This window comes from Acidithiobacillus sp. IBUN Pt1247-S3, assembly GCF_041146875.1.
Classification (GTDB): Bacteria; Pseudomonadota; Gammaproteobacteria; order Acidithiobacillales; family Acidithiobacillaceae; genus Igneacidithiobacillus.
Window position 1 is genome coordinate 1 of the sequence record NZ_JBFRXP010000025.1, and the last position, 26,607, is coordinate 26,607.

General features: G+C 55.5%; 22 protein-coding genes and 1 tRNA gene. 3 read left to right on the plus strand and 20 right to left on the minus strand.

The window, feature by feature from the left end; all coding sequences use genetic code 11:
• The first annotated feature begins 1,092 nt into the window (after positions 1 to 1,092).
• The 3 genes from AB4090_RS13375 (at position 1,093) to AB4090_RS13385 (ending at position 5,322) form a co-directional block, all read left to right on the plus strand.
• Positions 1,093 to 2,469 carry an RNA-directed DNA polymerase gene (locus tag AB4090_RS13375; RefSeq protein WP_369574388.1) on the plus strand — a complete coding sequence of 459 codons (1,377 nt, stop codon included), beginning with the start codon at positions 1,093 to 1,095 and terminating at the stop codon, positions 2,467 to 2,469.
• Positions 2,466 to 3,224: a hypothetical protein gene (locus AB4090_RS13380; RefSeq protein ID WP_369574389.1), complete on the plus strand. Its 759-nt coding sequence runs from the start codon at positions 2,466 to 2,468 to the stop codon at positions 3,222 to 3,224. The genes AB4090_RS13375 and AB4090_RS13380 overlap by 4 nt, the downstream gene beginning before the upstream one ends.
• A gap of 493 nt (positions 3,225 to 3,717) precedes the next feature.
• Positions 3,718 to 5,322 (plus strand): AAA family ATPase, encoded by a 1,605-nt coding sequence (locus AB4090_RS13385; RefSeq protein WP_369574390.1) that lies wholly within the window; start codon positions 3,718 to 3,720, stop codon positions 5,320 to 5,322.
• A gap of 370 nt (positions 5,323 to 5,692) precedes the next feature.
• Here AB4090_RS13385 and AB4090_RS13390 read toward each other — a convergent pair whose 3' ends face one another.
• The 20 genes from AB4090_RS13390 to AB4090_RS13485 form a co-directional block, all read right to left on the minus strand.
• On the minus strand, positions 5,693 to 7,438 hold the full coding sequence (locus AB4090_RS13390) for a DUF6538 domain-containing protein (protein ID WP_369574391.1): 1,746 nt from the start codon (positions 7,436 to 7,438) through the stop codon (positions 5,693 to 5,695).
• A gap of 104 nt (positions 7,439 to 7,542) precedes the next feature.
• Positions 7,543 to 7,631: transfer RNA gene (locus AB4090_RS13395), tRNA-Ser, on the minus strand.
• A gap of 46 nt (positions 7,632 to 7,677) precedes the next feature.
• Complete coding sequence (gene secF / locus AB4090_RS13400; RefSeq protein ID WP_369574392.1) at positions 7,678 to 8,628, minus strand: protein translocase subunit SecF; 951 nt, start codon at positions 8,626 to 8,628, stop codon at positions 7,678 to 7,680.
• Between the two features lie 7 nt (positions 8,629 to 8,635).
• Entirely contained in the window at positions 8,636 to 10,420 is a 1,785-nt protein-coding gene (gene secD / locus AB4090_RS13405) for a protein translocase subunit SecD (protein ID WP_369574393.1), read from the minus strand.
• 10 nt (positions 10,421 to 10,430) lie between these two features.
• On the minus strand, positions 10,431 to 10,769 hold the full coding sequence (yajC, locus tag AB4090_RS13410; protein ID WP_369574394.1) for a preprotein translocase subunit YajC: 339 nt from the start codon (positions 10,767 to 10,769) through the stop codon (positions 10,431 to 10,433).
• A 302-nt stretch (positions 10,770 to 11,071) separates the two neighbouring features.
• Positions 11,072 to 11,329: a GlsB/YeaQ/YmgE family stress response membrane protein gene (locus AB4090_RS13415; RefSeq protein WP_369574395.1), complete on the minus strand. Its 258-nt coding sequence runs from the start codon at positions 11,327 to 11,329 to the stop codon at positions 11,072 to 11,074.
• Positions 11,330 to 11,421: 92 nt separating this feature from the next.
• Entirely contained in the window at positions 11,422 to 12,540 is a 1,119-nt protein-coding gene (gene tgt, locus AB4090_RS13420; RefSeq protein ID WP_369574396.1) for a tRNA guanosine(34) transglycosylase Tgt, read from the minus strand.
• On the minus strand, positions 12,537 to 13,568 hold the full coding sequence (gene queA, locus AB4090_RS13425) for a tRNA preQ1(34) S-adenosylmethionine ribosyltransferase-isomerase QueA (RefSeq protein WP_369574418.1): 1,032 nt from the start codon (positions 13,566 to 13,568) through the stop codon (positions 12,537 to 12,539). The genes tgt and queA overlap by 4 nt, the downstream gene beginning before the upstream one ends.
• A gap of 6 nt (positions 13,569 to 13,574) precedes the next feature.
• Positions 13,575 to 14,903 (minus strand): hemolysin family protein, encoded by a 1,329-nt coding sequence (locus AB4090_RS13430; RefSeq protein ID WP_369574397.1) that lies wholly within the window; start codon positions 14,901 to 14,903, stop codon positions 13,575 to 13,577.
• Between the two features lie 38 nt (positions 14,904 to 14,941).
• Positions 14,942 to 15,535 carry a CBS domain-containing protein gene (locus AB4090_RS13435; protein ID WP_369574398.1) on the minus strand — a complete coding sequence of 198 codons (594 nt, stop codon included), beginning with the start codon at positions 15,533 to 15,535 and terminating at the stop codon, positions 14,942 to 14,944.
• A 63-nt stretch (positions 15,536 to 15,598) separates the two neighbouring features.
• Positions 15,599 to 16,795 (minus strand): O-succinylhomoserine sulfhydrylase, encoded by a 1,197-nt coding sequence (locus tag AB4090_RS13440; RefSeq protein ID WP_369574399.1) that lies wholly within the window; start codon positions 16,793 to 16,795, stop codon positions 15,599 to 15,601.
• The gene (gene purF, locus AB4090_RS13445) at positions 16,792 to 18,240 is read right to left on the minus strand and encodes an amidophosphoribosyltransferase (RefSeq protein ID WP_369574400.1); all 1,449 of its coding nucleotides are present in this window, start codon (positions 18,238 to 18,240) and stop codon (positions 16,792 to 16,794) included. Before purF ends, AB4090_RS13440 begins: the two co-directional genes overlap by 4 nt.
• Positions 18,203 to 18,724, minus strand: a complete 522-nt coding sequence (locus AB4090_RS13450; RefSeq protein WP_369574401.1) for a CvpA family protein — start codon at positions 18,722 to 18,724, stop codon at positions 18,203 to 18,205. The genes purF and AB4090_RS13450 overlap by 38 nt, the downstream gene beginning before the upstream one ends.
• A complete protein-coding gene (locus tag AB4090_RS13455; protein WP_369574402.1) occupies positions 18,721 to 20,004 on the minus strand; it encodes a folylpolyglutamate synthase/dihydrofolate synthase family protein in 1,284 nt (427 codons plus the stop codon). The genes AB4090_RS13450 and AB4090_RS13455 overlap by 4 nt, the downstream gene beginning before the upstream one ends.
• Positions 20,005 to 20,011: 7 nt before the next feature.
• On the minus strand, positions 20,012 to 20,893 hold the full coding sequence (gene accD, locus AB4090_RS13460) for an acetyl-CoA carboxylase, carboxyltransferase subunit beta (protein ID WP_369574403.1): 882 nt from the start codon (positions 20,891 to 20,893) through the stop codon (positions 20,012 to 20,014).
• Complete coding sequence (trpA, locus tag AB4090_RS13465; protein ID WP_369574404.1) at positions 20,890 to 21,702, minus strand: tryptophan synthase subunit alpha; 813 nt, start codon at positions 21,700 to 21,702, stop codon at positions 20,890 to 20,892. The genes accD and trpA overlap by 4 nt, the downstream gene beginning before the upstream one ends.
• Complete coding sequence (gene trpB / locus AB4090_RS13470; protein WP_369574405.1) at positions 21,699 to 22,898, minus strand: tryptophan synthase subunit beta; 1,200 nt, start codon at positions 22,896 to 22,898, stop codon at positions 21,699 to 21,701. Before trpB ends, trpA begins: the two co-directional genes overlap by 4 nt.
• A 3-nt stretch (positions 22,899 to 22,901) precedes the next feature.
• On the minus strand, positions 22,902 to 23,531 hold the full coding sequence (locus AB4090_RS13475) for a phosphoribosylanthranilate isomerase (RefSeq protein WP_369574406.1): 630 nt from the start codon (positions 23,529 to 23,531) through the stop codon (positions 22,902 to 22,904).
• A gap of 20 nt (positions 23,532 to 23,551) precedes the next feature.
• The gene (gene truA / locus AB4090_RS13480; RefSeq protein ID WP_369574407.1) at positions 23,552 to 24,340 is read right to left on the minus strand and encodes a tRNA pseudouridine(38-40) synthase TruA; all 789 of its coding nucleotides are present in this window, start codon (positions 24,338 to 24,340) and stop codon (positions 23,552 to 23,554) included.
• A gap of 11 nt (positions 24,341 to 24,351) precedes the next feature.
• Positions 24,352 to 26,565 (minus strand): FimV/HubP family polar landmark protein, encoded by a 2,214-nt coding sequence (locus AB4090_RS13485; RefSeq protein WP_369574408.1) that lies wholly within the window; start codon positions 26,563 to 26,565, stop codon positions 24,352 to 24,354.
• Positions 26,566 to 26,607: the final 42 nt, after the last annotated feature.

The window sequence follows — 26,607 nt, forward strand, 5'->3', positions numbered from 1 at the left end:
CTCCACCAAAACTAGTGCTTCGTTCCCTTCGACGCAGGGTACGGCTGCCTCGCGTGCGAAAAACCGGGCTATACCACCCTCAAATCCGCCCAAACAACACACAGCCCCACGGCGTGATCGCCGCTGGAACCTTCCGGCAACCACGCTACGCAGCCAGAATCGCTCTACCCATGCCCTCAATGCGTAGGACTGCGAGGGCAATCGCGGAATTTGGGGGGCAGGCTTGCATCGACAGGGACCTATATGTTTATACTCAGCTAGCACTCTTATCAGTTGTATGGCTAAAGGCTCCTTCCGGCCAGGAACGGTCGTTCAGATGTGAGAGGATGTGGATCCGTGTTGGGCCATGTCGCGGAATATCCGTTTATGTAAATTCAATAGGTTGTCTGGCGACCAATTAATGTGGTCAATGCTAGGACGGAACATCTGGCTGACCTCGATCGAGGTGATATGAAAACATTATACTGCGATTTGGATTATTATGCTGCACTGACAGTACGGTCAACTTAAACGTTATGTCTGTTGGTCCTGGCGCAAGGCAGGGTGGATGCCTAAACAGCTCATTGTGTTTACCTAGAAAAGATATATGCAAATAGACGAAGCAATAGAGATTTCGCTAAAAAATATCTCGCGACATGGTGATACCGATGTCTTCCCATTTCCGTTGGAGAAGCTCGTATTCCACGACAAACATAATGCTTGCAAAGAGTTGTTGCTAAACATGCATGCAAATTTTAATGAATACATAGCTAGGTTTCCCCCTAACACCCTCGAGACCTTGACACAAGTCGGATACACAGGGTTTAGGTGGACAACGCAGATTGAGCCGTTTTGGAATGTATACTATTTAGCCCTAGTAGTTACTCTTGCTCAACAAATTGAAGCACAAAGAGTTACGGTTGATGAGGCTTCAGTATACTCGTATCGGTTTGCTTGGGATGAACCGGAGAGTCGGCGTGCTCAGCAGGCCTTTTCGCGCGTCGTTGCGCGATCGGCCTTGCGCTGCCGACCAGATAATAGGCCCCAGCCGTCCCGGTCACCGGCACACCGCCACGCCCTCGTTGGGGCGCAGACGGCGCACTCGTCTCCCGAATGACTCGACGCCAACCATGCGGCACAGCACGCGCCTGCACTCCCGGCTTCGCGGTCGCTTCGGCGGATGCAGTTCGCCGCGTTGCCTTCTGGGGACTACTCGCCCCCGCTTCGCTCTCCTGGCTCGCAGTGGATGAAGCGAAGCTATTTTCTGCGAGCTCATGGAAGGACTATAGGCAAAGGTCTTTTGAGTTAAGTAGTGAGTATAAGTACGTAGTAGTTACTGATATCGCTGATTTCTATCCTCGAGTTTACCATCACAGACTCGAAAATGCGCTTAATAGACTTCCATCCGCCGGAGATATTCCAAAAAGGATAATGACGCTTCTGGGGAGCTTTTCAAAAAATGTTTCATATGGCTTGCCGGTGGGTGGCCCCGCATCGCGGATTCTTTCAGAATTGTGCCTGGACTCCACTGATAGGGTGTTGTTAAGGAGCAAGGTCAAATTTTGCCGCTATGTAGATGACTACTCAATTTTCTGTAAAGATAAGACCGAAGCATACCGCGTGCTCGTTTTACTGTCTGAAAGTCTGTTCAATGAGGGACTGGTGCTTCAAAAGAACAAGACTAACATCCTGACATCTGACGAATTTCGTTCGTCGGCGAAACTCCTTGATCCAAAAGATACAAATGACCCACTCGCGAGTGATGAGCAGAAGCTTCTTAACATCACCTTGCGTTATGATCCGTACTCCGAAACGGCTGAGGACGACTACGAGGCCCTTAAGGCAGCGATGATCGATATAGACATTATCGGAATTCTAGGTCGTGAGGTCGTAAAAACGAGTATAGACTCTACAGTAACAAAGCAAGCTATCAAAGCCATACAGGCCCTCAAACAACATGAGCAATATGAAGCAATAAGAACCTTGCTCAACGAAAACAACCTCGAGGTTCTGTCTCCGGTTTTTGTTACGGTCATGAGAGCGGTTCGGGGTGTTTACGAAAATCTTTCTGACATTGGAAAGAAGTTCGTAGATTCCAAACTTATAGGTATTTACGAAAGCGACTCCCATCTTCTTAGTGTTGATCTGAATATGAGTTTTTATCTTCAAGCTCTCGCTCAGAACCAAAGTGCTAGAAAAGAGGAGATATTGCTAGAGGTTTATGAAAGAAAGACAAACCCGCTCATAAAGCGCCTGATCATAATCGCTATGTCCAATTGGAATTGCCATTATTGGCTCACTGATCTAAAACGCAAATATGCGGGTCTTTCTGAGTGGGAGAAGCGTTATTTTATTGGCTCTTCATATGTCTTGGGCGATGAAGGAAAGTACTGGAGAAGTCACATGAGGGATACTTGGAGCCCAATGGATGAGTTGACAAGATGTTGGTTCTCCGAGCGGATGCAAAGAGAACGATGGCTTCCTCTGTGATTTCAGAAAAGAATGTGGCTTCAGTTTTTAATGGCTTCTGGGAGGAAACGCTACCGCTCCTCACGCCCTCTTTCGTTAGGGTGTTTAACGAGGCGCACTGTGAAGAACTGGTAGAACAGCCGTCGAGCAAATTTCTTCGTATCCCTATCGCACCCGAGGTCACCAAGCATGATCTGGTTGCAGAGTTCGCCTTCTGCGCGGCAGAGGCGTCACACGCCACTGGCAAAGCGGTTTCCGAGCTTGAAAAGGGCCCGAAGACAGTAAAGCACATTTATGAAAAAGCGGTTCTCTTTCTCAGGCGGTATGACTCGGCTGATGGTGAATTTCTGCTTAATGACGTAGAAGTAGAAGAAGCCTTCAAGCTTGCAGATCAATACCAATGTTTCTTTGACTATCTGCACCTACGCCACACAGAGATTAAATTTCGCCCAAAAATCAAAGGGGCAGGTTTTCTGGGAGGTTGTACTGCGGATCTCTCTGCTGGCGATACCCTCTATGAGATAAAGGCTATTAGCCGAAATCTCTCAGGTAAGGATATTAGGCAGTTGCTTATCTATCTGGGGTTGCGGTCAGCAGCCGATGAGTCCCAATGGGAATACGCAGGCTTTTTTAACCCAAGGAGGGCTTTGCACTATCGATTTTCGGTAGAACACCTCATCTATCGAACTTCTGGTGGCAAGTCGAAAGCTGAAGTTTTTGATCGGTTACTACGGTTTCTAGATTCGAGGGGGATCGAGCTAGATACGCCGTTTTGAGATGACGGCATGATGGATCAAAAACATAACAATATATTACAGCGGAAATTTGATACGCAGCGACTTCGTAATTTTTATTGTCATCAGCAGTAAAATAGTTATGTAGCCCAGGGAGTTTAACAACACGTTGAGTTTGTGTCCGCTTTGGGTCGGTAAGCGACCATTGGGGACTTCGTATTGCGGTGAAGAATGCTCGGGGCTATCATTCTAAACAACGGAGAGGTTTGAAGGTCGTCACCACTTCCTCGGCTATTACCGAATGGAGGGCCGCTGCAATGGGCGGTAACCGGCCAATAGGAGTCTATCTGGCCACAAGATTTGACCGTCTGCCTTCTCCCCATGAACGGACGTGAGTTTAATTGGTCTGAAATATGTGAAAACCATGGGTTAAAAGGCGGCTGGCTAGTATCTAGAGACTTGGTGGCGATTTCAGAATGCCTGGATCTGTCGGTCTCTATATTTACTGTTATGTTCTTAAAGAGTACGGAAACTGATGACTGATTTTAGTTTGAACTACCCTCAGAAAGGCGGCGAACAGAAACGGCTGACAATCAAGTCAGGTGAGATGCTTTTTCTGGTTGGACCAAACGGAACCGGAAAATCGACCCTGATGCACGAATTCACGAATCAAAATACTGGAAGAGTCAGAAGGATTACCGCGCATAGACAAATATGGCTGAATTCCGATTCTGTTGATTTAACCCCTGCATCTAGACAACAAATGGAGCAGAACATTACCAACGTCGACCGGCAGGAGCAATCTAGATGGAAGGATGACTATGCACAACAACGGTCTCAAGCAACCATTTTTGATTTGATAGACTACGAAAATGTCGACGCTCGAAAGATAGCTCAGGCAGCTAGAGCGAAAGATCTTGCCAGTGTTGTTGCCTTGGCTATGGAGCAGTCACCTGTTTCGAAAATGAACGATATACTCCGCATTTCAAATCTTCACTTTCGAGTAGATGTGGATAAAGGAAGTAGATTAATTGCCCTTAGAGATGGTTGTGCCCCATACAGTATTGCTCAGCTTTCTGATGGTGAGCGGAATTCACTCCTAATTATTGCAAATGTATTAACCGCCCCAGAAAACACATTGGTTTTACTTGATGAGCCGGAACGTCATCTCCATCGATCTATTGTGTCACCTCTCATTAGTACCTTGCTGGCTTATAGAAGTGATTGTGCTTTTGTTGTTTCCACGCACGATATAACCCTGCCATACGATCAGGAAAGTGCAGGAGCATTGCTTCTTAGAGAATACTTGCATCAACCAAAGGCATGGATTGCAGACCATATAGAACGCGTTGAGAAAATGGACGAGGAAACTGCACTTGCAGTCCTTGGCTCCAGAAGGTCGCTGCTATTTGTTGAGGGAAGAAACTCTAGCTTAGATCTTCAGCTTTATCAGATACTTTATCCTAATGTAAGCATAAAACCTCTTGGTAGCTGCGTGGATGTTGAGCGAGTGGTGAGAGGCATTAGAGCATCTGAAGAAAATCACTGGATTTCTGCTTACGGAATAATTGATAGAGATAACAGGTCTGATGAAGAGTGTGAGACACTACGTGCAACAGGAATTATTCCTCTGGATCAGTATTCTGTGGAATCTTTATATTACCACCCTTCAGTTGTGGAGGCTTTACTAAAGCGCGTCGCAACTGTAAATGAAATAGACGTAGATGCTACTTTGGCTGAAATCACTGAAGCAGTTGTGCAAACTGCTACAGAACATAAACGCCGAATGGCTGCGAAATTGGTTGAGAGAAAGATCAGGGATCGCGCATACAGAGAGTGTCCAGATTGGAGACAAATATTACGTGGTGATGTTGAGGTTGGTTTTTCTACGAGCCAAATTTTTCAAGACGAAGCAGATCTGATATCTAGATTGATAGAAGAAAAAAATGTGGAAGGGCTTATTTACCGCTATCCATTAAGAGAAACCCAAGCACTTGACCTTATCGCAAGAAAATCTTTATTTCCATCAAGGGAAAAGTATGAGCAAGCCGTTCGGAAGATGCTAATTGATTCCAAAGAAACATTAGATATGCTCAAAAACTTAATTACGCCCGTTACGAGCCTGTTAAATTTAACATAACAAATGCGTTATTTTAGACGCTTGTAAGCTCTCGCCTATTACACAGGTGTTAACGGCCGCTGGTGGTCTTGGATCTGTCTGCGTGTCACCGATCGCGACCGGCAGCAGTGGGTCGGAATCGGCCGATCCGCCCTATCGAGTCAAGTCGAAGCGTTGAGCATGGCTTCCGATCTATAATGGTTTGTACCCTCGGGCCACTAGAGGCGCAGACAGAATGTCCTGGATCTCTCTGTTGAACGATTTATGCAATTGGGGAATCCTGGTAGGAGGCCCGGTAGCCGTGGGCTATCTGGGACTATATCTCTGGGTATGCCGGCATCCAGAGCAATGGTCCTCCCCAGCTGGAACGGTGCGCCCGGTCAGGTACCGGTTATGACCGGGGACTGACTTTCCGGCTGCCGGTATAAGGCAAGGGTTGGGGAATCGAAAAGGGAAGCCGGATCCGGGAGACTTCCGCGTGCAGTACCTCCAGGGCATAGCCGGCGCCGTAGGCGTCCCCGGTGGCGCCGGAAGCGTGACCGGTCAATTGATGGTGAACATCCCGGGCGATGCCGGCATTGCGGCAGAGGTCTTTGAACGTATGCCGGAAGGAATGGAAAACCACTGTCCTGGGAAAACCCAGTTCCTGGTGCAGGTACCGGTTGAACCATTTGCCGAGGACTTCACCGTCGGTCTTGAGGACACCGCGGCTGCGCAGATATGGCCACAGGCGCTCCTGTCCCGCCGCCCGGAGCGCGTCCACATAGTCCATGAAGCCCAGTTCGACGAGCCGGGGGTGCAGCGGCACCTCCCGCAGGCTCTCGCTGTTCTTGGCCCGGCGGATGCGAAAATGCGGGACGGGATCCCGCTGGATATCTGTTATCAGAAGCTGCCCCAGCTCATTGAGACGGGCGCCGGTAAACAGCCCCCCCAGGAGCGGCAGCCAGACCCGGGCATGGTAGCCCCCGCCTCCGGCGTCCCGGGTCTGGGAAAAAAGCCCGCCGGGAGAGAACAGCCGTTCCAGCTGGGCCGGCTGGAAGGGTTCCCGGTCGCCCCCGTCGTCGATGCCGATCTTCTGGGTGAACCGCTTGTAATCGAAACCGGCGAAGGGATTGGCGGGCAACAATTCATCTTTCACGGCAATGGAAAAGAGCGCCCCCATGAGGGTGCCTTTCTTCTCCAACGTCTTCGCGCCGTTGCCCCGGGTGTCCCGTTCGTGCCGCAGCCAGGCGGTAACGTCCTGCCGGGTCATGGCAGCCGGGCCTTTGCCGGGCAGAAAGGCCGCCAGGGAGCGGGTCAGGGTCTGCATTTCCTGGGCGGTGCGCGGGTGACGTTCGCAGTCGTTGCGCCAGTAGTCCAACAGGCCTTCCCAGCTTAAGGCCTGTGCGGGGTCCGCTGCCGGGGCTTCCGGCAGCGGTGGACTGGGGACTTCGCCGCCGGCATGGCGCCGCTGCAGATCCCGGGAGGCGGCCCGGAAGGCCGTGGCGAAGGGCTCATAGCCCTCCCCCAGACGCCAGAAGAAGGTATCCCGCCCGGTCGCCATGCGCAGGAAACGGGCGATGTTGATCTTCAGCTCTTTCAGCAGGGCGACATCCCCGACCACGCCCGGCGGGGGCAGATCTCCCACGAAATAGGGGTTTTCCCGGTGTATCAGCAGGCGGTCCTCCGAATCGTCACCGCTTGAACCTGGGGCCAGGAGCGAGGCTACCAGCTCCCGGTACTGCGCCTCATCTTCCTGCAGCAGGGAGGTGTACATGAGCTGTGCCGCCCGCTGGATTTCTTCCGCGGTGAAGGTGGGCCGGGGCACCACGCGGGCAATCTGCGCGATCTGCGCCTGTTCTTCCGGGGGCAAGGTATCGTACCACTCCTGCAAGACCTCTGCCTGGACCTCTGGTGCCCGGGGGATTTCCCGATCAGGAATCGGCGCCGAAGCCTGAAGCGCTTCATCCACCTCCACGGCGTAACGGCGCGCCAGGCGTTCCGCCTCCCGGCGATTGCCGGTGCCCAGGGAAAAACGCAGGTACCCGTTGACGCCAACCTTCCGGGGGCCGGAGGCCAGGGTCAAATTTTTCCCCTTGAACGCATCGGGGAGCTTGCGGGAAAAATAGAAGAGCGCGCCCCTTCGGAGCAGGTACATCGGGTTTCCGACCTCACTTTTAGCTACATCCTTAGCCACAGTGTCTAGTCGCAACCCATTGAAGCATCAATTCCTTTATGGAGAATCAGGAATATAGAGAAGCATGGCGGAGAGGGTGGGATTCGAACCCACGTGACATTGCTGTCCATCCGATTTCGAGTCGGCGCCGTTATGGCCACTTCGGTACCTCTCCAAGGGCTGCATACAGTAATGCATCACAGCTCGGGGCTCAAGGGCTTTTACAAGGTGGCGCCGTCCTTGCGATCCTTGGAACTGATAAATTGCCGCTTGAGGACATGCTCGCGCTTCAAGCCCAGCCACAGGGCAATTGGACTGGCGACGAAAATCGAGGAGTAAGTACCGACCACCACACCAATCACTAGCGCTGTCGCAAAACCATGGATCACTGGCCCACCAAAGAGGAACAACGCCAACGCCACCATAAAGGTAATAAAACTGGTAATGATGGTACGGGATAGCGTCTCGTTGATGGCGATGTTGAAGATTTCCGCCACGCTACCATTACGCGCAGCGCGCAAATCTTCGCGCATACGATCGAAAACCACCACCGTATCATTCAGGGAGTAGCCCATAATCACCAGCAAGGCAGCGATTACCGTCATCGAAAATTCCTGGTGTGAAATCGCAAAGTAGCCGACCACCAGAATTGGATCGTGGAGCATGGCGAGCACGCCACCCGTCGCGAAACGCCACTCAAACCGAAAACCGACGTAAATCAGGATGCCAAAGGTAACCACGATGAGCGCCAGGATGCCCTTGTTACGCAGCTCCTTACCCACTTCCGGTCCGACATACTCGGTGCGCCGCAACTGCACGCCGGGGTAGGCTGTGGGATCGTTTTTAAAAACGCCGAGAATTTTGCTCGATACGGCGCTGCTCTCGCCCGGGCGAGTGCGCAAGCGAATCAACAAATCCTTGTCGCCACCAAAGGTCTGCACCACGGCATCCCCGTAGCCGGCGGTCTCCAGAGTATGGCGCACGGTACCCAAGTCCGGAGTCTTGCTAAAGGCCAGCTCCACCAGGGTACCGCCGGTGAAGTCGATGCTGTAATTGAGCCCGCGCACGAGAAAGACGGCGACGGAAGCAATAATCAAGAGAATCGAGATCCCGAGAAAGATCCAGCGACGCGACATAAAGTCGATGTGGGTAGCAGATTTGATAACTTGCATGCTGACCTCAGATCCAAAGCTTGGCGATGCGGCGTTTGCCCAGCGCCAGTTCCACGATGCCACGACTCATCATCGTTGCGGTAAACATCGATACTAGGACGCCAATGGTAAGAACCAGGGCGAAACCCTTGATGGCGCCAGTGCCAAACTGAAACAGCGTCAGTGCAGCAATGAGAACGGTGATGTTGGAGTCGACGATGGTAGCAAAGGCACGCTTGAAACCAGTATCGATACTGGCGCGTGGGCTCATGCCGTGGCGCAGTTCCTCGCGGATACGCTCGAATACCAGCACGTTGGCATCCACCGCCAGACCAATTTTGAGCACGATACCAGCAATACCGGGCAGGGTCAGGGTGCCGCCGATGATCGAGAGCACAGCCAGAATCGCCAGGATGTTGACCAAAATGGCCAAATCGGCGATCAAGCCAAAAAGGCGATAGTAGAAGGTCATAAAACCAACGACGAAGATCATGCCAAAGATCACCGCCATCACCCCATCGTGGATGGAGTCTTGACCCAGAGTTGGGCCGACCGTGCGCTCTTCCGATACGTGCACAGGCGCCGGCAGGGCACCGGCGCGTAGCTCGATGGCCACGTTACTGGCATCCTTCAGGCCGGAGAAGCCATTGATCTGCGCCCGGCCTCCGGTAATTGCCTCCTGAATCACTGGCGCCGTCACCACTTTATTATCGAGCAAGATTGCCATGCGTTTGCCGACATTCTTGCTGGTTAGGTCGCCAAAAATGCGCGAACCGACACTATCGAAGCTGATGTTGACGATGGACTGACCCGTATTGTTATCGACCCCCGCTGTCGCGCCATTCAAATAGCGCCCGGTGAGCACCGTCTCTTTTCCCAGCAGATAGGGCTGACCATCCGTGCCATAATAGAGGGCGTCCCCCGCCGGTACCTGTCCCTTCAAGGCAGCTGCCAAGTCGTTTTCGTTGGCCACCATTTTGAATTCGAGCTGGGCCGTAGAGCCAATGATCGCCTTGGCGCGTTGGGTATCTTGCACTCCCGGCAGCTGCACGGCGATATGCTCCTTGCCTTGGCGCTGGATCTGCGGTTCTGCCACGCCCAACTCATCAATACGATTGCGAATGACAACAATCGCCTGTTGCAAGGCATCATCGCTTTGCTTCTTCACCGTAGCCTCTGGCATGTTGATCTGAATCTGCCCTTGCCCTTTGTCGGTTGCGAGCAGCTCGGGATATTGGCTGCCGATTACCTGCACGGCTTTGCCTACGAGGTCATCCTGCGCCATTTGCACACCAAGCTGATCTGGTCCGGTAAGCTCTACCTTGAGATATTGCAGGTCATGGTGCCGCAACAGGGTCTGGATACCACGCTGATACTCTTCAAGATGATGATGAATGAGTGCCTGGGTATCGACACGCAGGAGAAGGTACACACCGCCACGTAGGTCCAGACCCAGATTCACCGGGCGACCACCAAAATCTGCCAACCAACCAGGCTCCGCCGACTTCTGCGAGAGGATCACCTGGGCATTGCTAGGTAGACGATTTTGCAACAGAGTCTCTGCCAAACCCTGGGCATCATCGTTCGGGAAGTAGAAGGTCGTTCCGTGGCTGTCGGTCTGCTGCCGCGTCACCGGAATCTTCGCTTGACTGAGCCAATCGCGCATTGTCGCCACGGGTGGCAACAGGGTGCCGACCGGGGCACGCACATCTATGGCTGCATGCCAACCGAAAAAATTCGGCACCGCATAAAAGATAGCGGGAATCACTATCGCCAGAATAATCAGATACTTCCACCACGGATAACGGGTCATGCCAACGCCTTTAGAGTTTTTTCAGGGTCCCTTTGGGCAGGACCATAGTGACGGCGCTACGCTGAACTTTTACTACCGTATTTTCGGCAATTTCCAGTTGTAGGTATTCGTCTCCAGCCTGCATGACTCTTCCACCCAGCCCGCCAGAGGTAATGATTTCATCGCCTTTGCTGATGGCCGCGACCATGTCGCGCTGTGCTTTGGCTTTTTTGCTCTGCGGGCGGATGAGCAGGAAGTAGAAGATGGCGAAGATTACAATCAGCGGCAGAAACTGAAATACCATACTATCAGTGCCTCCCCCCGCGCCAGAAGTGGCGGCATAGGCGGTGGCGATGGGCAAAAAATTCATGAACCCCTCCGGCTCCAATACAGGGCGCCATTGTAGCCCCTCAGCGCCGGACAGGAAAGGCGCAACAATCTAGGCTCTATCTCCTGGCGCCACCGAACCTGGGAAAATTCGAACAGTAGCAAATGCTTTCTACCGCGGGTGCCTTTTGACTGCAGAAGGATCATCTGCGGGAACGGCTGCACAATGCACCAGTTTGTGGCAAAAATTGTAAGCAAAGGTAGGAAACGGAGAGATGCACAGAATACCAAAAATAGCTTTACCCTGGCAGAGCACCATCTCTGCCAGAGAACATACCGCTACATTCAGGCTTTTTTGATCAACTTGATAACGAAGAGCAAGACTACCGCACCAATGAAGGAAACAATTATAGAGCCAATAATTCCCACACCAAAAAGTGCTGCCAATCCTACTGCGGTCAACAAAAAACCACCGATGAAGGCACCAATTACGCCGACAATGATGTCGCCAATAATGCCAAATCCACGTCCGCGAATCAGCAAACCGGCCAACCAGCCAGCGATTCCGCCGATAATCAGAAAAACGATAAGATGCATGATCATAAGGATTTCCTCTTTTGCCGCCAATGGTGTAGTAGTTCTCTTACGTCGAGGACCATAACGCCGAACTATGGTAGAAATTTTCCGAGCTACCGTCAAATATCACGTTTTTCTTGGGCCAACCCGCGCTGCTGATAAAAGTTCTCGCGAAATTCCGTCAACGCGCCCGCTGCTATTGCTGCTCGCATCCCCGCCATGAGTTCCTGATAATAATGCAAGTTATGCCAGGTGTTCAGGCGTGCGCCGAGAATTTCCCGATTCTGCTGCAAATGACGCAAATAGGCGCGGCTGTAATTGCGACAGGTATAACACTGACACTCAGGATCTGGGGGTAACGGATCGCGGGCATATTCGGCATTACGCACTTTGAGCGTACCCCAGCGGGTAAAGAGCCAACCGTTGCGGGCATTGCGTGTTGGCATCACGCAATCGAACATATCGACACCGCGCCAAACGCCTTCTACCAGATCCTCCGGCGTACCAACACCCATTAAATAACGCGGTTTTTTTCGCGGCATTTCCGGCAAGAGGTGATCAAGGACGTGAAACATCTCGGCCTTGCTCTCCCCCACCGACAGCCCGCCAATCGCAAGACCAGGAAAGTCAAGTTTTTCCAGTGCTGCCAGGGAGCGCAGACGCAGATCGGGAAACATCCCCCCCTGCACGATACCAAAGAGTTGCCCCGGCCCCGCGTAGCTGGCGCGCGAACGTGCCGCCCAGCGCATGGAGAGCTCCATGCTCGTGCGCGCCGTGGCATGATCGGCCGGATGGGGTGTGCACTCATCAAAGGCCATAGCAATGTCCGAGCCCAAACGTGCCTGAATCTCCATGGACTCTTCCGGGCCGAGAAAGACCTTGCGACCGTCGTTGGGCGCGCGAAAGCTAACCCCCGCCTCACGCAAGCGGCGCAATGCACCGAGACTAAAGACCTGAAAGCCACCGGAGTCGGTGAGAATGGGACCATCCCAGTGCATCATGCCGTGCAGACCACCGAGGGCTTCGACCACCTCCAGACCAGGACGCAGAAAGAGGTGAAAGGTATTGCCGAGAATGATCTCCGCACCCAATTCCCGCAGCTCTTCCGGGGTCATGCCCTTGACCGTGCCATAGGTACCCACCGGCATGAAGGCTGGAGTTTCTACACTGCCACGGGAAAATTGCAGACGCCCGCGACGAGCAGCAGCATCTGTCGCCAGCAGCGTAAAAAAGCTCAACTGCAGGCCCCCGGAAGGATAAGCATGGCATCGCCATAGCTGAAGAAGCGGTAGCGCTGTTCTACCGCATGGCGGTAGGCTGCGAGAATCAACGCTCGCCCCGCCAATGCCGAAACCAGCATCATCAGAGTAGACTCCGGCAAATGGAAGTTGGTAAACAAGGCATCGATCACATGGAACTCCTTGCCTGGATACAAAAACAGCCGCGTTTCATCGGCGAAAGGGCGCAACGGGCCGTCGCTGGCGGCACTCTCCAGGGCGCGGCAGGCGGTAGTACCCACAGCAATCACCCGCCCGCCCCGCGCCTTGGTCTCCTGCACTGCCGCCACCGTTTCCGCGCTCACGTGGCTAATTTCCGCGTGCATCCGATGTTTTTCAATATCGCCCTCACGCACCGGCAAAAACGTACCTGCCCCCACATGCAGGGTGACAAAGCTGGAAGCAATGCCACGCGCAGCGAACTCCGCGAGCAATGCTTCATCAAAGTGCAGCCCCGCAGTAGGTGCCGCCACGGCCCCCAGCTCGCGGGCAAAGACGGTTTGATAGCGCTCACGATCGTCGGCGTCGGCTTGGCGCTGGATGTAGGGGGGTAAAGGAACCTCCCCGTAGGTTTCCATCAAGCCCAGCCAGTCGTCAGTATCGCGCTGCAGCCAGACCTGCATCTCCTGCTTCTCCTGCACCACGGCCGAGGAGCCGTCGGCAAGGATAACTCGCATGCCGGGCCGCAGGGGTTTCGATGCGCGCGCCAGAAAAACCGCTTGCCGCTCGCCCAAGATCCGTTCGAGCAGTAGCTCTACTGCCCCACCGGTCTCTTTACGCGCCTGCAGGCGGGCAGGCAAAACACGTGTGTCGTTGAACACCAACAGATCACCGCGGCGCAGCAAGCTCGGGAGTTCACGCACCTGACGGTCCTGCCACGTCTTTGCTGGCGGGTCGAGGACCAGCAAACGGGAGGCACTGCGCTCGGCCAGCGGCACTTGGGCGATCAGCTCGTTGGGGAGATCATAATGAAAATCGGATGTATGCAGGGACACTCAGGCAAACCACTCCGCAGAATCCGCCGCAGGATGCGGGAAAATCTGTAGCGAGGCAATACGCGGCCCTTCCCGGCGCACCACCAACACGTCAAAGTCGCGGAATTCCACCCGTTCCCCCTCTTCGGGCAGGCGGTCGAGACGCTGCATCAACAGACCGCCAACGCTATCGGCATCACCCGCCTCGTCGATATCACGGTCAAGGACCTGCTCCAGGGAATAGATGGAAAGGCTACCCGTGCCAATCCAAGAACCATCCGCTTCTTCTTGCCAATCGCGATGACGATGGCGAAATTCGTCAGGGATCTTGCCGAGCAAGGCCTCCAGGACATGGTCCAGAGTCACGAAACCGGCAATTGTCCCCAGTTCGTCGGTTACCAGGGCAAAATGTGGCTGACCGGAGCGGAAATGCGCCAATAGCTCCATGGCCGGCAAATCCCGGGAAACAGCGGGCAGGGGGCGAGCAATCCGGCGCAGGTCCAATGGGGCCGAGGACTGCAACAAGAGTGGCAGCAAGTCTTTAACGTGGACGAGGCCACGCACGTGTTGACGGTCGCCAGCACAAAGGGGGTAGCGGGTATAGCGATAGCGCAACAACGTACGCCGGGTCTCCTCCGCACTAACACCATCCATAAGACAAACCATGTCTGCTGCTGGACGCGCGAGATCGCCTGCCCCCAGTTCGTGAAAGTCCAACGCACGCTCAAGGATGTCGCCGGTACGCGCCCCCAGGGTACCTTGGGCCTGACTGAGGGCGAGAATCATGGCGAGCTCATCGCGGGTGTGGGGGGTATCGCCATGTTCAGCGCCGAGCCGTAGGCCAAAGACGCGCAGCACCAGTCGTGTACTCCCGTTCAGAACGGCAATGGCGGGATAGAGAGTCCAATAAAACGCATAGAGCGGCACTGCTGTCCACAGCGAGATGCGCTCTGCCTTACGTATGGCCAGAGATTTGGGCACCAGCTCGCCAAAGATGATAGTGGCAAAGGCAACCATGACAAAAGCGACAGCAAAAGAACTGGATTCCAGCACTGGTGCCGAGTGCACACCCAAAGCATGAAAGATCGGGCGCAGAAGCTTTGCAACCGCTGGCTCAGCAATCCAACCCAAGGCGAGAGATGCCAAGGTGATGCCCAACTGTGTGGCCGAGAGGTAGATGTCGAGGTGTCGATGAATACGCAGCAAAACCCTGCCGCGCCAGGCATGCTCCAGCACCAGGGAATGCACTTGGGTGCTGCGCAGGCGTACCAAGGCGAATTCCGCCGCCACGAAAAAACCATTAATCAGAATCAGGAAAAGCGCTATCAATAGCGCAAGGGACTCAGGCATGGACGACAACCTCGTCCTGCCTGAGCCCGCTACTTCGGTCAACTTTCATGATGAACGAGTAATTGCTCCAATTCGCCAAAGCTCTGTACCACGCCGCCGGTCTCGATTTGCACACCAAGCTGGCGGGCAATCTGACTCAAGGAAAATACCCCGCGCACGCGCGGCTGCGGGTCTTTCTCTTCGACTAGGGCATGCTGCCGCCCCATTTGCTTCATGGTCAACACCAAATCGCCTACCGAAGAACGGCTGACCTCGTCAAAATCAAGGATTTCGATCTGCCCGCGTCGGACCATGATGTCGCCAAGCTCTACCTGATCGCGCTGAATCTGCTCTTGTGCCGCAACCCGCACCGGCTTTTCGCCCATGAGATCGCGAGCAGTAACCATGCCCACCAATTCGCCCATCACATCAACGACAAAGAGCATCCGCACACCGGCATGGACCATGCGCTGCAAGGCCACATCCACGGTAACATCCGGATGCACACTGACCGCTGGTACCCGCTGCAAATCGGTCATCACCTTGAGCGCACCATCCTGCAGAGAAACATGGACGGGTAAGCCGTTGTTGAAATAGGTTAGCTGCGTGTCAACCTGGAGATGCTGGACTTGTAAAGGACGAAATCTGGTCATGTTGTTCTTCTCCTTTGGGATGCTCCCCATGAGCGACCCTCTTCTTGAGCATAGCGCAAAAATTTACCGCGGCAAGCTGGCCAGCGCGCGCTGCAAATCTTCGCGCAGATCATCTACGTGCTCCAGACCCACACTCAAGCGCAGCAAGCCATTCTGAATCCCGGCCGCAGCACGCTCTTCGGCACTCACCCTACTGTGCGTGGTACTGGCGGGGTGGGTAACGGTGCTCTTGGCATCACCGAGATTGGCCGTGCGCGAAAAAATCTGCAGACGATCCATCAGCGCCCAGGCGGCTGGCTGCCCACCACGCAGCACGAAGGAGAAAATTCCACCCGGCAGTCGTTGCTGTTTGCGCACCAGATCGGCCTGCGGATGCTCAGGCAACCCCGGATAATATACGGACTCCACTTCCGGCAGGCTCTGCAGCCACGATGCCAGGGCCGCAGCATTGGCGCAATGTCGCTCCATACGCAACGATAGGGTTTCCAGTCCTTTCAACTGCACCCAGGCATTGAAGGGGCTCAGACTCGGGCCAGCGGTACGAAGAAAATTTCGCGGCCCGTCCAGGTGTTCGCGCCGTCCACAGACGGCCCCGCCCAAGGTGCGCCCCTGCCCGTCGATATACTTGGTGTTGGAATGCAAAACGAGATCCGCCCCCCAACGCATGGGCTGCTGCAGGACCGGGGTACAAAAACAGTTATCGACCACGAGCAACGCATCATGGGCATGGGCCAAACGCGCCAAGGCCTCCAGATCGCCAACTTCGGTCATCGGATTGGAGGGGGTTTCGAGGAACAGCATGCGCGTGTTGGGGCGAATGGCGGCCTCCCAGGCGGCAAGATCCGTGAGCGGCACGAAGGTTGTTTCTACGGCAAAACGCGCCAGGATTTTTTGCAGTAACTGGACGGTCGTGCCGAAGAGTGAGCGCGAAGCGACAACATGGTCACCGGCCTGCAGGGATCCCATAAATGCGGTAAGACACGCCGCCATTCCGGAGGCAGTGGCAATACAGTCGTCTGCCCCCTCCAGAGCTGCCAGACGCTCCTCCAGGATACGTGTGGTGGGGTTGGTGAAGCGCGCGTAGATATTTCCCGGCTCACGGCCTGCGAAGCGCTCGGCAGCCTCTTCGGCCGACGCGAAAACAAAGCTCGAGGTCGGAAAGATGGCCTCGGAATGTTCGCCCTCTTCCGTGCGGTGCGCACCCGCGCGGATCGCCAGGGTTTCCGGATGCAGTTTTTTCAGCCAATTTTCATCTGTCATCGCAAATCCTTTAGCAGGTGCAGTTGATGACCCTTTCCCGGTTTCGCTACGGGAATGGGATAGTCGCCACTGAAACAGGCATCACAAAAACCCAGATCATGACTGCCCACGGCTTCGTAGAGCGCATCGATACTCAAATATCCCAGACTATCGGCACCAATCATTTTGCAGATTTCGTCGACACTATGCTGTGCCGCGATAAGCTGCGCGCGATCCGGCGTATCGATACCATAGAAGCAAGGACCGGTAGTCGGTGGGGAACTCGACAGGAAGTGAATCTCGCGCGCACCCGCGGCGCGCACCAAATGAACAATCTTGGCACTAGTGGTGCCGCGCACAATCGAATCATCCACCAGGATGACGCGCTTACCCTTGAGAATTTCCGGCTGGGCATTGAGCTTTATGCGCACGCCAAAATCACGTCCGCGCTGCGCCGGTTGAATAAAGGTGCGGCCAACATAGTGGTTGCGGATCAGCCCAAGTTCAAAGGGCAGGCCCGAGGCCTCGGCGTAGCCCATGGCCGCCGCCACCCCGGAGTCCGGCACCGGCACGACGATATCCGCATCGCGTGGATGCAATCGTGCCAACACGTGTCCAATACGCTTGCGCGCCGAATACACATGAATGCCATCCAGGACGCTATCCGGGCGGGCGAAATATAGGTATTCGAAAATGCACATCCGCCGCGGCGCTGCTGCGGGCAAGGCTTGACGGCTCTCGATGCCAGACGCGGAGATAATAACCATCTCCCCAGGCGCCACGTCGCGCACGAACTCCGCCCCCATGAGGTCGAGGGCGCAGGTCTCTGAGGCAAGGACGAAACCACCCGAGTCGATGAAGCGTCCGAGCACCAGAGGGCGAAAGCCCATGGGGTCGCGCGCCCCAATCAAACGGGTTTCCGTCAGGCAAACTAGCGAATAGGCACCGGACACCTGTTCCAGGGCGGCGGCAAGGCGCTCCCCGGCATCCTTACCGGGCACTCGCGCCAAGAGGTGAACGATCACTTCCGTATCCATGTCGGTATGGAAGATGGCGCCATCTTTTTCTAAGCGCTGGCGCAGTTCGAGGGCATTAACCAGATTCCCGTTATGCCCTACCGCAAAGGAACCATAGCGATAGTTGATAAACACCGGCTGGGTGTTTTGCAGTACCGATCCGCCTGTCGTGGAATAGCGGACGTGCCCAATCGCTTGCGTTCCGGGCAATTTGCTGAGTTCCTTGCTACCGAAGACGTCCGCTACCCGCCCCATGCCGCGGTGGCTGTGTAACTTTCCATCCTCTGCCGCGACAATCCCTGCTGATTCTTGGCCGCGATGTTGCAAGGCATACAGGCCCAGGTAGGCGAGATTGGCCGCGTCTGGATGACCAAATACCCCAATGACACCACATTCGTCATGGAAATGATCGTCATCGAGAACTGACAACTGGGGCAACGTTTTTTCCACGTGTGTGTAACTCCCAATAAGAAACAGCCGGCGCCGTTACCGTCTGTGCGAGATCCTCAATGCGGGTTTGCCCCAGCCAAGACTGGCGCCACCAGGCCGCATCATTTACCTGAAAACTCTGGGCCAAAAGTATCACAAGCGCGACAATTGCGGCAGCTCGGAGTAATCCAAATAGGCCGCCAACCAAGCGATCGGGGATGCTGAAGCCGACCCTATAGAGCATGCCCCGGAGCAGGAAAGAGAGCACCGTAGCACCGGCTAATATCAAAAAAAACAAGGAAAAATCGGCTACGGGCACAACCCATTCGGCGGGCAGATGACCGACGAGATAGGGTGCCACGAGGCTTTTTCCCCAGCGCCAAGCAACATACACACCGCCCACCCATCCGACAACGGCAAAGAATTCGCGAATCATTCCGCGCGCGACACCCCATAGGGCACTGAGGAGAAAAATGGCGACTACTGCAACATTGAGCCAGGTCATGAGTTAAACAAGAACCAACTGCGCGGCAAGGCAGACAACACATAGAAGGAGCCAAAACAGAGTAGCACATCTCCGCTGCCGAGCTCTTTTGCCCAGCGGTCAAGTTGCGCTGGCAATTGGGACAGCGAGACTTCGCCGAGAACATTCTCACCTATTAGCTGTGACCGTAGTTGCATTGGCGTAGCCGCACGCGGGTTGTCGGGCATCGCTAGCAAAGACCAAGAATCAACCTTACCGCGCAAGGGTGCAACACTAGCAGCCAAGTCCTTGTCCACCATCATGCCCCAGCAGGCCCAGATGCGACCGGTCTCTGGCGCCAGAGTCTCGGCCAACGCCTGTGTCGCCTGCGGGTTGTGCGCAACATCAACCAAGAGTCTTGGGCCTTGCTCGCCCCAAGGCTGCAGCCACTGGCTGCGCCCGAGAATCTGCGGCGAAAACTCCCACTGCGCCGGTGCCGGCCAGGCATGCGGCAGCCTTTCACGCAACTGATAAACGGCTGCCAATGCCAAGGCGAGATTACCACGCTGGGCGGCACTACTGGCGAACGGCGCTGGTGCAGCAGCCGCTCCGCCATCATGCTGCCAGATACCTGTCGCATCCAGGTCAAAATCCCTGCCTAAAAGCCATAGCGGGGCATCGAGCCGAGCAGCGGCATCCAGGACACTTCGACAAGGGGAATTACGATCACCATAAAGCAAGACTCGTCCTTGGCGAACAATGCCAGCCTTTTCGCGACCAATACTCTCGCGGTCTAGCCCGAGCAGCGCTTGATGATCGAGGTCGATAGAACTGATGATAGCGATATCGGCGTTCACCGCATTCACGGCATCCAGTCGCCCACCGAGACCCACTTCGAGTATCGCCAGATCCGGCGCTTCTTCCCGGCAGAGCAAGAATGCAGCAAGGGTACTCAACTCGAAATAGGTGAGCGGAATCTCCTCTGCCAAGGGGGCGAGAGACGAGAGTTTTTCGCGCCAGCGTTGGCCCGCTAAAGGGGCACCAGCAACGCGCAAGCGTTCTGTGAAGTGCCAAATGTGGGGACTGGTGTACGCCGCGCAACGGTAGCCGGATTGTTGATACAAGGCTTCCAAGTAAGCCACGACTGAGCCCTTGCCGTTGGTGCCGGCCACGGTGATAACCGGAAAGGGTAAATCAGCGGGAATGCCAACCCGGGCCATCGCCGCCTGCATCCGTTCCAGACCCAACTCGATGCGTTGCGCCGGACCGACCAGCCGAACCAGTAAGGATTCTGCGTCGTCCGCCACAAGCAAACTACTCATGCGAGCATCAGGCAGTCTGCTCAGCCTGCAGCAAAATTGCGATTTGGCAGGCGACGCGGGAACGAAGCTGGCGACGATCGACAATCTGGTCGATGGCGCCATGTTCGAGAAGATATTCGGAACGCTGGAAGCCCTCGGGCAGCTTTTCGCGAATGGTTTGTTCGATCACGCGCGGCCCGGCAAAGCCAATCAAGGCATTGGGCTCAGCAATCAGGATGTCTCCCAGGCTGGCGAGGCTGGCGGAAACGCCACCCATGGTCGGGTCGGTGAGCACCGAAATAAAGGGGATGCGCGCCTTGCCCAAGCGCTCGATCACTGCCGCAGTCTTCGCCATCTGCAACAGGGAAAGCAAACCTTCCTGCATGCGTGCGCCACCGCTGGCGCTGAAACAGATGAGCGGGCAGCGCTCCACCAGGGCGGTTTCCGCGGCTTTTACGAAGCGGGCACCGACCACCGAGCCCATACTACCGCCCATAAATTCAAAGGCAAACGCGGCGGCCACGACTGGGTGCCCCTCGACCAGACCGCGCATGGCCACCAGGGCATCTTTCTCACCCGATTTTTGTTGTGCTTCCTGAATGCGATCCTTATACCGCTTTTGATCCTTGAAGCGTAGAGGATCGACAGGGATGAGATCGGCACCAATTTCCAGACGTGGCTCGGGATCCAGAAAGTAGTCCAGACGCTGCCGCGCCGTTAGACGATGGTGATGCCCACAATGTGGACAGACCTGCAGATTTTCTTCCAGTTCGCTACGATAAAGCACCGCCTGACAGGTCGGACATTTGGACCACAAACCCTCAGGCACCGAACGTTTGCTATCGGCCAGCTCGACTTCTGGATCTTTCTTGTTAATTTTGGGCGGCAAGACACGGCTAAACCAGTTCATGCGCGAATTCCCTCATCCAGGGCAGCGCGAATGGGTGCAAGAAACTCTGTTGCCAAGCGCTGCGCATCCACGTCACCCTGGGCCTGCTGCAAACGCTGCACCAAGGCCGAACCAATTACTACAGCGTCCGCACCCTGGGCCAAGCGCTGTGCGGTCGCTGCATCACGAATACCAAAGCCAATCGCCATGGGCATTTCCAGCTCCCGCCTTAGTTCCACAACGCGCGCCAGCACCTCGTCCCAATCCTGCTGTTGGGAACCGGTAATACCGCGCAGGGAGACATAGTACACAAAGCCACTACCTAGGCGTTTGACCGCTGCCACCCGCTGCGGCCCACTGGTGGGGGCGAGCAAGAAGATCGGATCAACCCCGGCCCGCCGCAAGAGGGCGCTAGCCTCCTCGGCTTCCTCAGGGGTCATGTCCACCAGAATCACGCCATCCACACCAGCATCTGCGGCCTCCTCGGCAAAGCGCTGCATGCCCATGATCTCCACCGGGTTGAGATAACCCATGAGGATAATAGGAGTAGCTTGATTCTGTTGGCGGAATTCGCGCACCCAGGCCAAAACTTGCCGCAGGCTCACGCCACGCGCCAAGGCCCGCTCGCTGGAGCCTTGGATCACCGGGCCATCCGCCATCGGATCGGAAAAGGGCACCCCTAGCTCAATCGCATCGGCACCCGCTGCCACCAGGGTGTGCAACAAGGTAACGACACCGCTCGTGCTGGGATCACCCGCAGTGATAAAGGGGATCAGGGCCGTACGCTGTGCCTCGTGCAAGGCAGAAAAAACGCCAGTGAGGCGACTCATAAGCTGATCCCCTCCAACGCCGCAACGGTGTGGATGTCTTTATCACCACGTCCAGAAAGGTTAACGATGATGCTCTGTTCGGGGCGCATCTCGCGTGCCAACTGAAAGGCATAGGCAAGGGCATGGGAGGTTTCCAGGGCAGGGATAATGCCCTCGACACGGCTCAGACGATGGAAGGCCGCCAAGGCTTCGCCATCGGTTACTGCGACATATTCCGCGCGCCCCGTATCTTTCAGGTAAGCATGCTCTGGACCCACTCCGGGGTAGTCCAGGCCAGCAGAGATGGAATGTGTTGCCTCGATCTGGCCATTCTCATCGGTCATCAGATAGGTACGGTTACCATGCAACACACCGGGGCGGCCAACCGTGAGAGGTGCGGCATGTTTGCCTGTCTCCAGGCCCAAACCGGCGGCCTCCACGCCCATCAGACGCACCGCACTATCGTCGATGAACGGATAAAACAGGCCCATTGCATTGCTACCGCCGCCTACACAGGCAACACAGGCATCGGGTAGACGGCCGGTTAGCTCCAGACACTGAGCGCGTGCCTCATCACCAATCACCCGATGAAAGTTGCGTACCATCTCAGGGTAGGGGTGGGGGCCAGCCACGGTGCCAATGACATAGAAAGTATCTTCGACATTACTGACCCAGTCGCGCAGAGCTTCGTTGAGGGCATCTTTCAGGGTGCGCGAACCGCTGCGCACAGGCTCTACCTGGGCACCAAGCAGGCGCATACGGTAGACATTGCTCGACTGCCGCTGGATGTCTTCTTCGCCCATATACACGACGCATTCCATGCCGTAGCGAGTGGCTACGGTCGCCGTGGCGACACCATGCTGACCTGCCCCCGTTTCGGCAATCAGGCGTCGTTTGCCCATGCGTTTGGCCAACAGCGCCTGACCCACGGCATTATTGATCTTGTGCGCTCCGGTATGATTGAGGTCTTCGCGCTTGAGGTAAATTTGTGCGCCACCAAGTTCCGTAGACAGGCGCTGCGCATGATAGAGCGGATTCGGACGACCAACGAACTGACGCAATTCACTGTGCAATTCCGCCTGAAACTCGGGATCTTTCTGTGCCTCGGCGTAGGCCCGCTGCAGTTCGTCGAGGGCAGGGATCAAGGTCTCGGCAACGAAGCGTCCGCCGTACACACCAAAATGCCCCCGCTCATCAGGTTGCTGATATGCCCCCATCCTTTATGCCTCTCCTGCCCCACGGGCCCGCGCGATGAATCTTTCTATTTTGCCACGATCCTTGCGTCCTGGCGAAATCTCCACACCACTGCTGACATCTACGGCATAGGGACGTGCCAAATTGACCGCTGCCGCAACGTTATCCGGATGCAAACCACCAGCCAGAATCAAAGGCATGCACAGGTCTTGCGGCAAACGCCACCAGGCAAAGCTGTGTCCTGAACCACCGAATACCTGTGCGTCACGCTTATCGAGCAGCAAGCCCTGCGCCGTAGCATAGCGATCACGCCAGGGGCGCAGGTCCATTTCTCCGGTCAAACGCAGAACCTTGATATAGGGCCGCTGGAAACGCGCACAAAAACCCGGCTCTTCATCACCATGAAATTGCAACAAATCGAGCGCGCAAGTAGCCAAAACCTCCTCGACCCAGGCAGCTTCGGGATTCACGAAGAGGCCCACGCGGGTCACGAAGGGTGGCAGTGCGGCAAGGATCTCGCGTGCCCCTGCAATCGTTACATTGCGTGGACTTGGGGGATAAAAAACCAGGCCGATAGCATCCGCACCGGCAGCGGCAGCGAGCTGCGCATCGGCAACTGAGGTGATGCCGCAGATTTTCACGCGGAGCACGGGCATTCTCCCCAAGGCCAGAGTAGTCACACAAAGATACCAGAGCAGCTCGGGATTCGGTAAATCTGTGGATAGGAGACCGAGTGAAAATATAGGCCATCGGCTGGCGCGGTGGCGCCAGCAAGACGACGATCGCAACTCGCCAGGACTTCAGCCACCCACCCTGGCGGACGCTCTCCCCGCCCTACGAAAAGCAACGTCCCTATCAAATTGCGCACCATGTGGTGTAAGAATGCATTCGCCTCCACCGTCGCGATCAACAAGTCATCACGACGTTCCAGATCGAGACGACGCAAGCTACGCACTGGGCTCTTGGCCTGACAGGCGGAGGCACGGAAGGCAGAGAAATCGTGGGTGCCGAGCAAAAGACTACTGGCCTCCTGCATGGCCCGATGATCTAAAGGCTGGGGTACCCAAGTAACGCGACCGGCAGCCAATGCAGGGCGCTCCTGACGGTTAAGTATCAGGTAACGATAACTGCGGCCGGTTGCGGAAAAACGTGCGTGGAAATCTTGCGGCACAGGTTTTGCCCAGCGGACCGCGATTTCACGCGGCAAGAAGCGATTGCTTCCTCTTACCCAGGCAATTTCTGGCCGCACAACCGAGCTATCGAAATGCAGTACTTGGCAAAGGGCATGTACTCCCGCATCGGTGCGCCCCGCTACGCTTACCCGAATGGGGTGGCCTGCAATCGCAGCAAGGGCCCCCTCCAGCACGCCTTGTACCGTCCGCGGCCCATCCTGCAGTTGCCAACCAGCAAACCCACTGCCATCGTACTCGACACCTAGGGCCCAGCGTTGCCCGACCAAGCCCATTTATTTCTCAATTAGCTAGCAAGCAATTTTTCGGCTTCACTTTGTTGCTCGGGGCTACCATCGCGCCGAACTTCTTCGAGTAATTCCCGTGCTGCTTCGCTATCCCCCATCTCGACGTAGGCCTTTGCCAAATCTAGTTTGGTACCGACAGCATCCCAATCAGCAGCACTCGCAAGCTTCGCGCTCTGTTGGATTGGCTCCTCCGCAACTGTCGTTGCACTCGCCGCAGTTTCTGCGAGCTCAGGATCCCCGTGCATCTCATGGGTATCGTCAGCGAGATGCAAACCCACCTCATGGTCTTGATCCAATGCGCGGAACTGCTCGTTCATTTCATCCAGCATTTTTTGATGCGCATCGGTCCAAGCCGGCTCTTCTTCGGTACTGACCGGCTCAGCGCTGTTTCCCCAAGAACCAAAATCGAAATCCAATTTTTCCGCATCCGAGCTAGCTGGTTGCTCCAGGTTTCCCGCGGTCGACTCCAACTCGGGCGTAGAAGCCGCCGCTACCGTGCTCCCCTCCGCATCGTTCTTTTCCTCTACAAATAAAGCGTTACCTGGGAAAAGCTCGCGGCCTTTACCAGCGATTTCCTGCCAATCCGCGTTGTTCGGCCCGAAGCGACTACGCAGCCGCTCGGCAAGATCCAGGAAATCACCACGACGATCCGTTTCTGCAAAAAGAGCAAGCAAACGAACGTAGAGCTCTCGCCGGCGGGGATTAGTTTCCAGGGCTTCCTGCAAAACGGTAATCGCTTGCTCTGTTTTTCCGTACGTCTGATACAAGTCGGCCTGTTCGAGTGGATCAACATCAAAACTATCGTGATCATCCTCCAGTTCCGATGGCTCTGATGCAGTAAAACTACTGCCTGCAAATTCTGTATCCGCTGCTGGCAAAGCTTCGGGCAGCATGGCAGGCGCGGGCGCAGGAGTGAAAGCCGGGGCTGATGCGGGAGCAGGCGTAGTTACTGCTGGTGCTGGTGCTGGTGCTGGTGCTGGTGCTGGTGCTGCATTGCGGGGTGCCGTCCCCAGAGCCGTCAACTTGGACGAGATTTCCCGTTGTCGACCTGCAGCCTGTTCCTGACGCCGATACATCCAGATAAACAACAACAGCAACAACAGATTGCCGCCCAAGGATACCCACAGCAAGGGCGGGAAGCCCGATGCCGTGTTGCGGGACATTTTGCTAATTTCTACTGCCTGCGACGCTAATTGTTGCTGAGCGAGCGCAAGGCGCGCCTCAACACCATGTAGGGAGTCTTGTAAGCCTTCGATCTTAGCGCTATCGGGGTTAGACACAACCGGAGCCACGGTGCCTGTAGCATTCACCACCGGCGTAACCACCGCTGTTTTCGCCGCTGAAGTCACTGGGGCGCTGGTCAGACTCAGTGCTGTCGCAATCCCGCCAGGACTGCTGGCATTCGCTGTGAGTGGTGTTGGAGCTGCTACGACGGCAGTTTTTGCTGCGGTCTGTTTTACGCTTGTCGTCACTGCCGGCAACTGTTCTTTCTGATGTAGCAGAGTGGCGGCTTGCAACGGATTCAGAGCCCGCACTTCCTGAATACCAGGGACCTTCAGCACGACACCGGCAACCAGTTTAGATGGGTCGCCTTGTAGGAACGCCATGGGATTCGCTTTGAATAGCGCAGCCATGGCTTGTTGTTGACTGACCCGAGGATTGCGATTCAATTGCTGAGCAATTTGGTACAACGAGCTCCCCATAGGTACAGGACCATATTGGTCCGTGCTCGACCAACCGTTACGGTTACGTATGGGCATCTGCGCTGACGGAGCTCTGCTCGCGACCATCGAGGGTGCAGGTAATGCAGTACGTTGTGGAACATTATAAGTTCCGGGGTATGCTTGGTACTCGCGCACCATCTGCCCACCCGCCCAATCCAGCTGGACAAGGAAGGGAGTAGCGCCCGGAGCAAGGGGCATAGGGCTATTAATAAGAATCGCTGGCTCATCGCCAGTACGCACAGAGAATTGCCAGTTTTGCGTTACCGCAGCAAGCGGCAAATGAATCATCTCATAGGCTGACGAACCTGCAAGTCGCGCACTCAAATCCGCGAGCTGGTTTGGATGCGCGCTATGGATGGAGATTTCTGCCCGGAAGGGTTCTCCTGGGCCAGACAAGACCACAAGATTTCCAAGGCCTATTGCCTGCGCAATCCCTGGTAGCACGAGGCCCAGAGAAAGCAGTGTCTGCATCCAGTCTTTTTTGTTCATCCTTCTCCCCTCTCCATGGCGAATCGCACGGTTGCGCCAGAA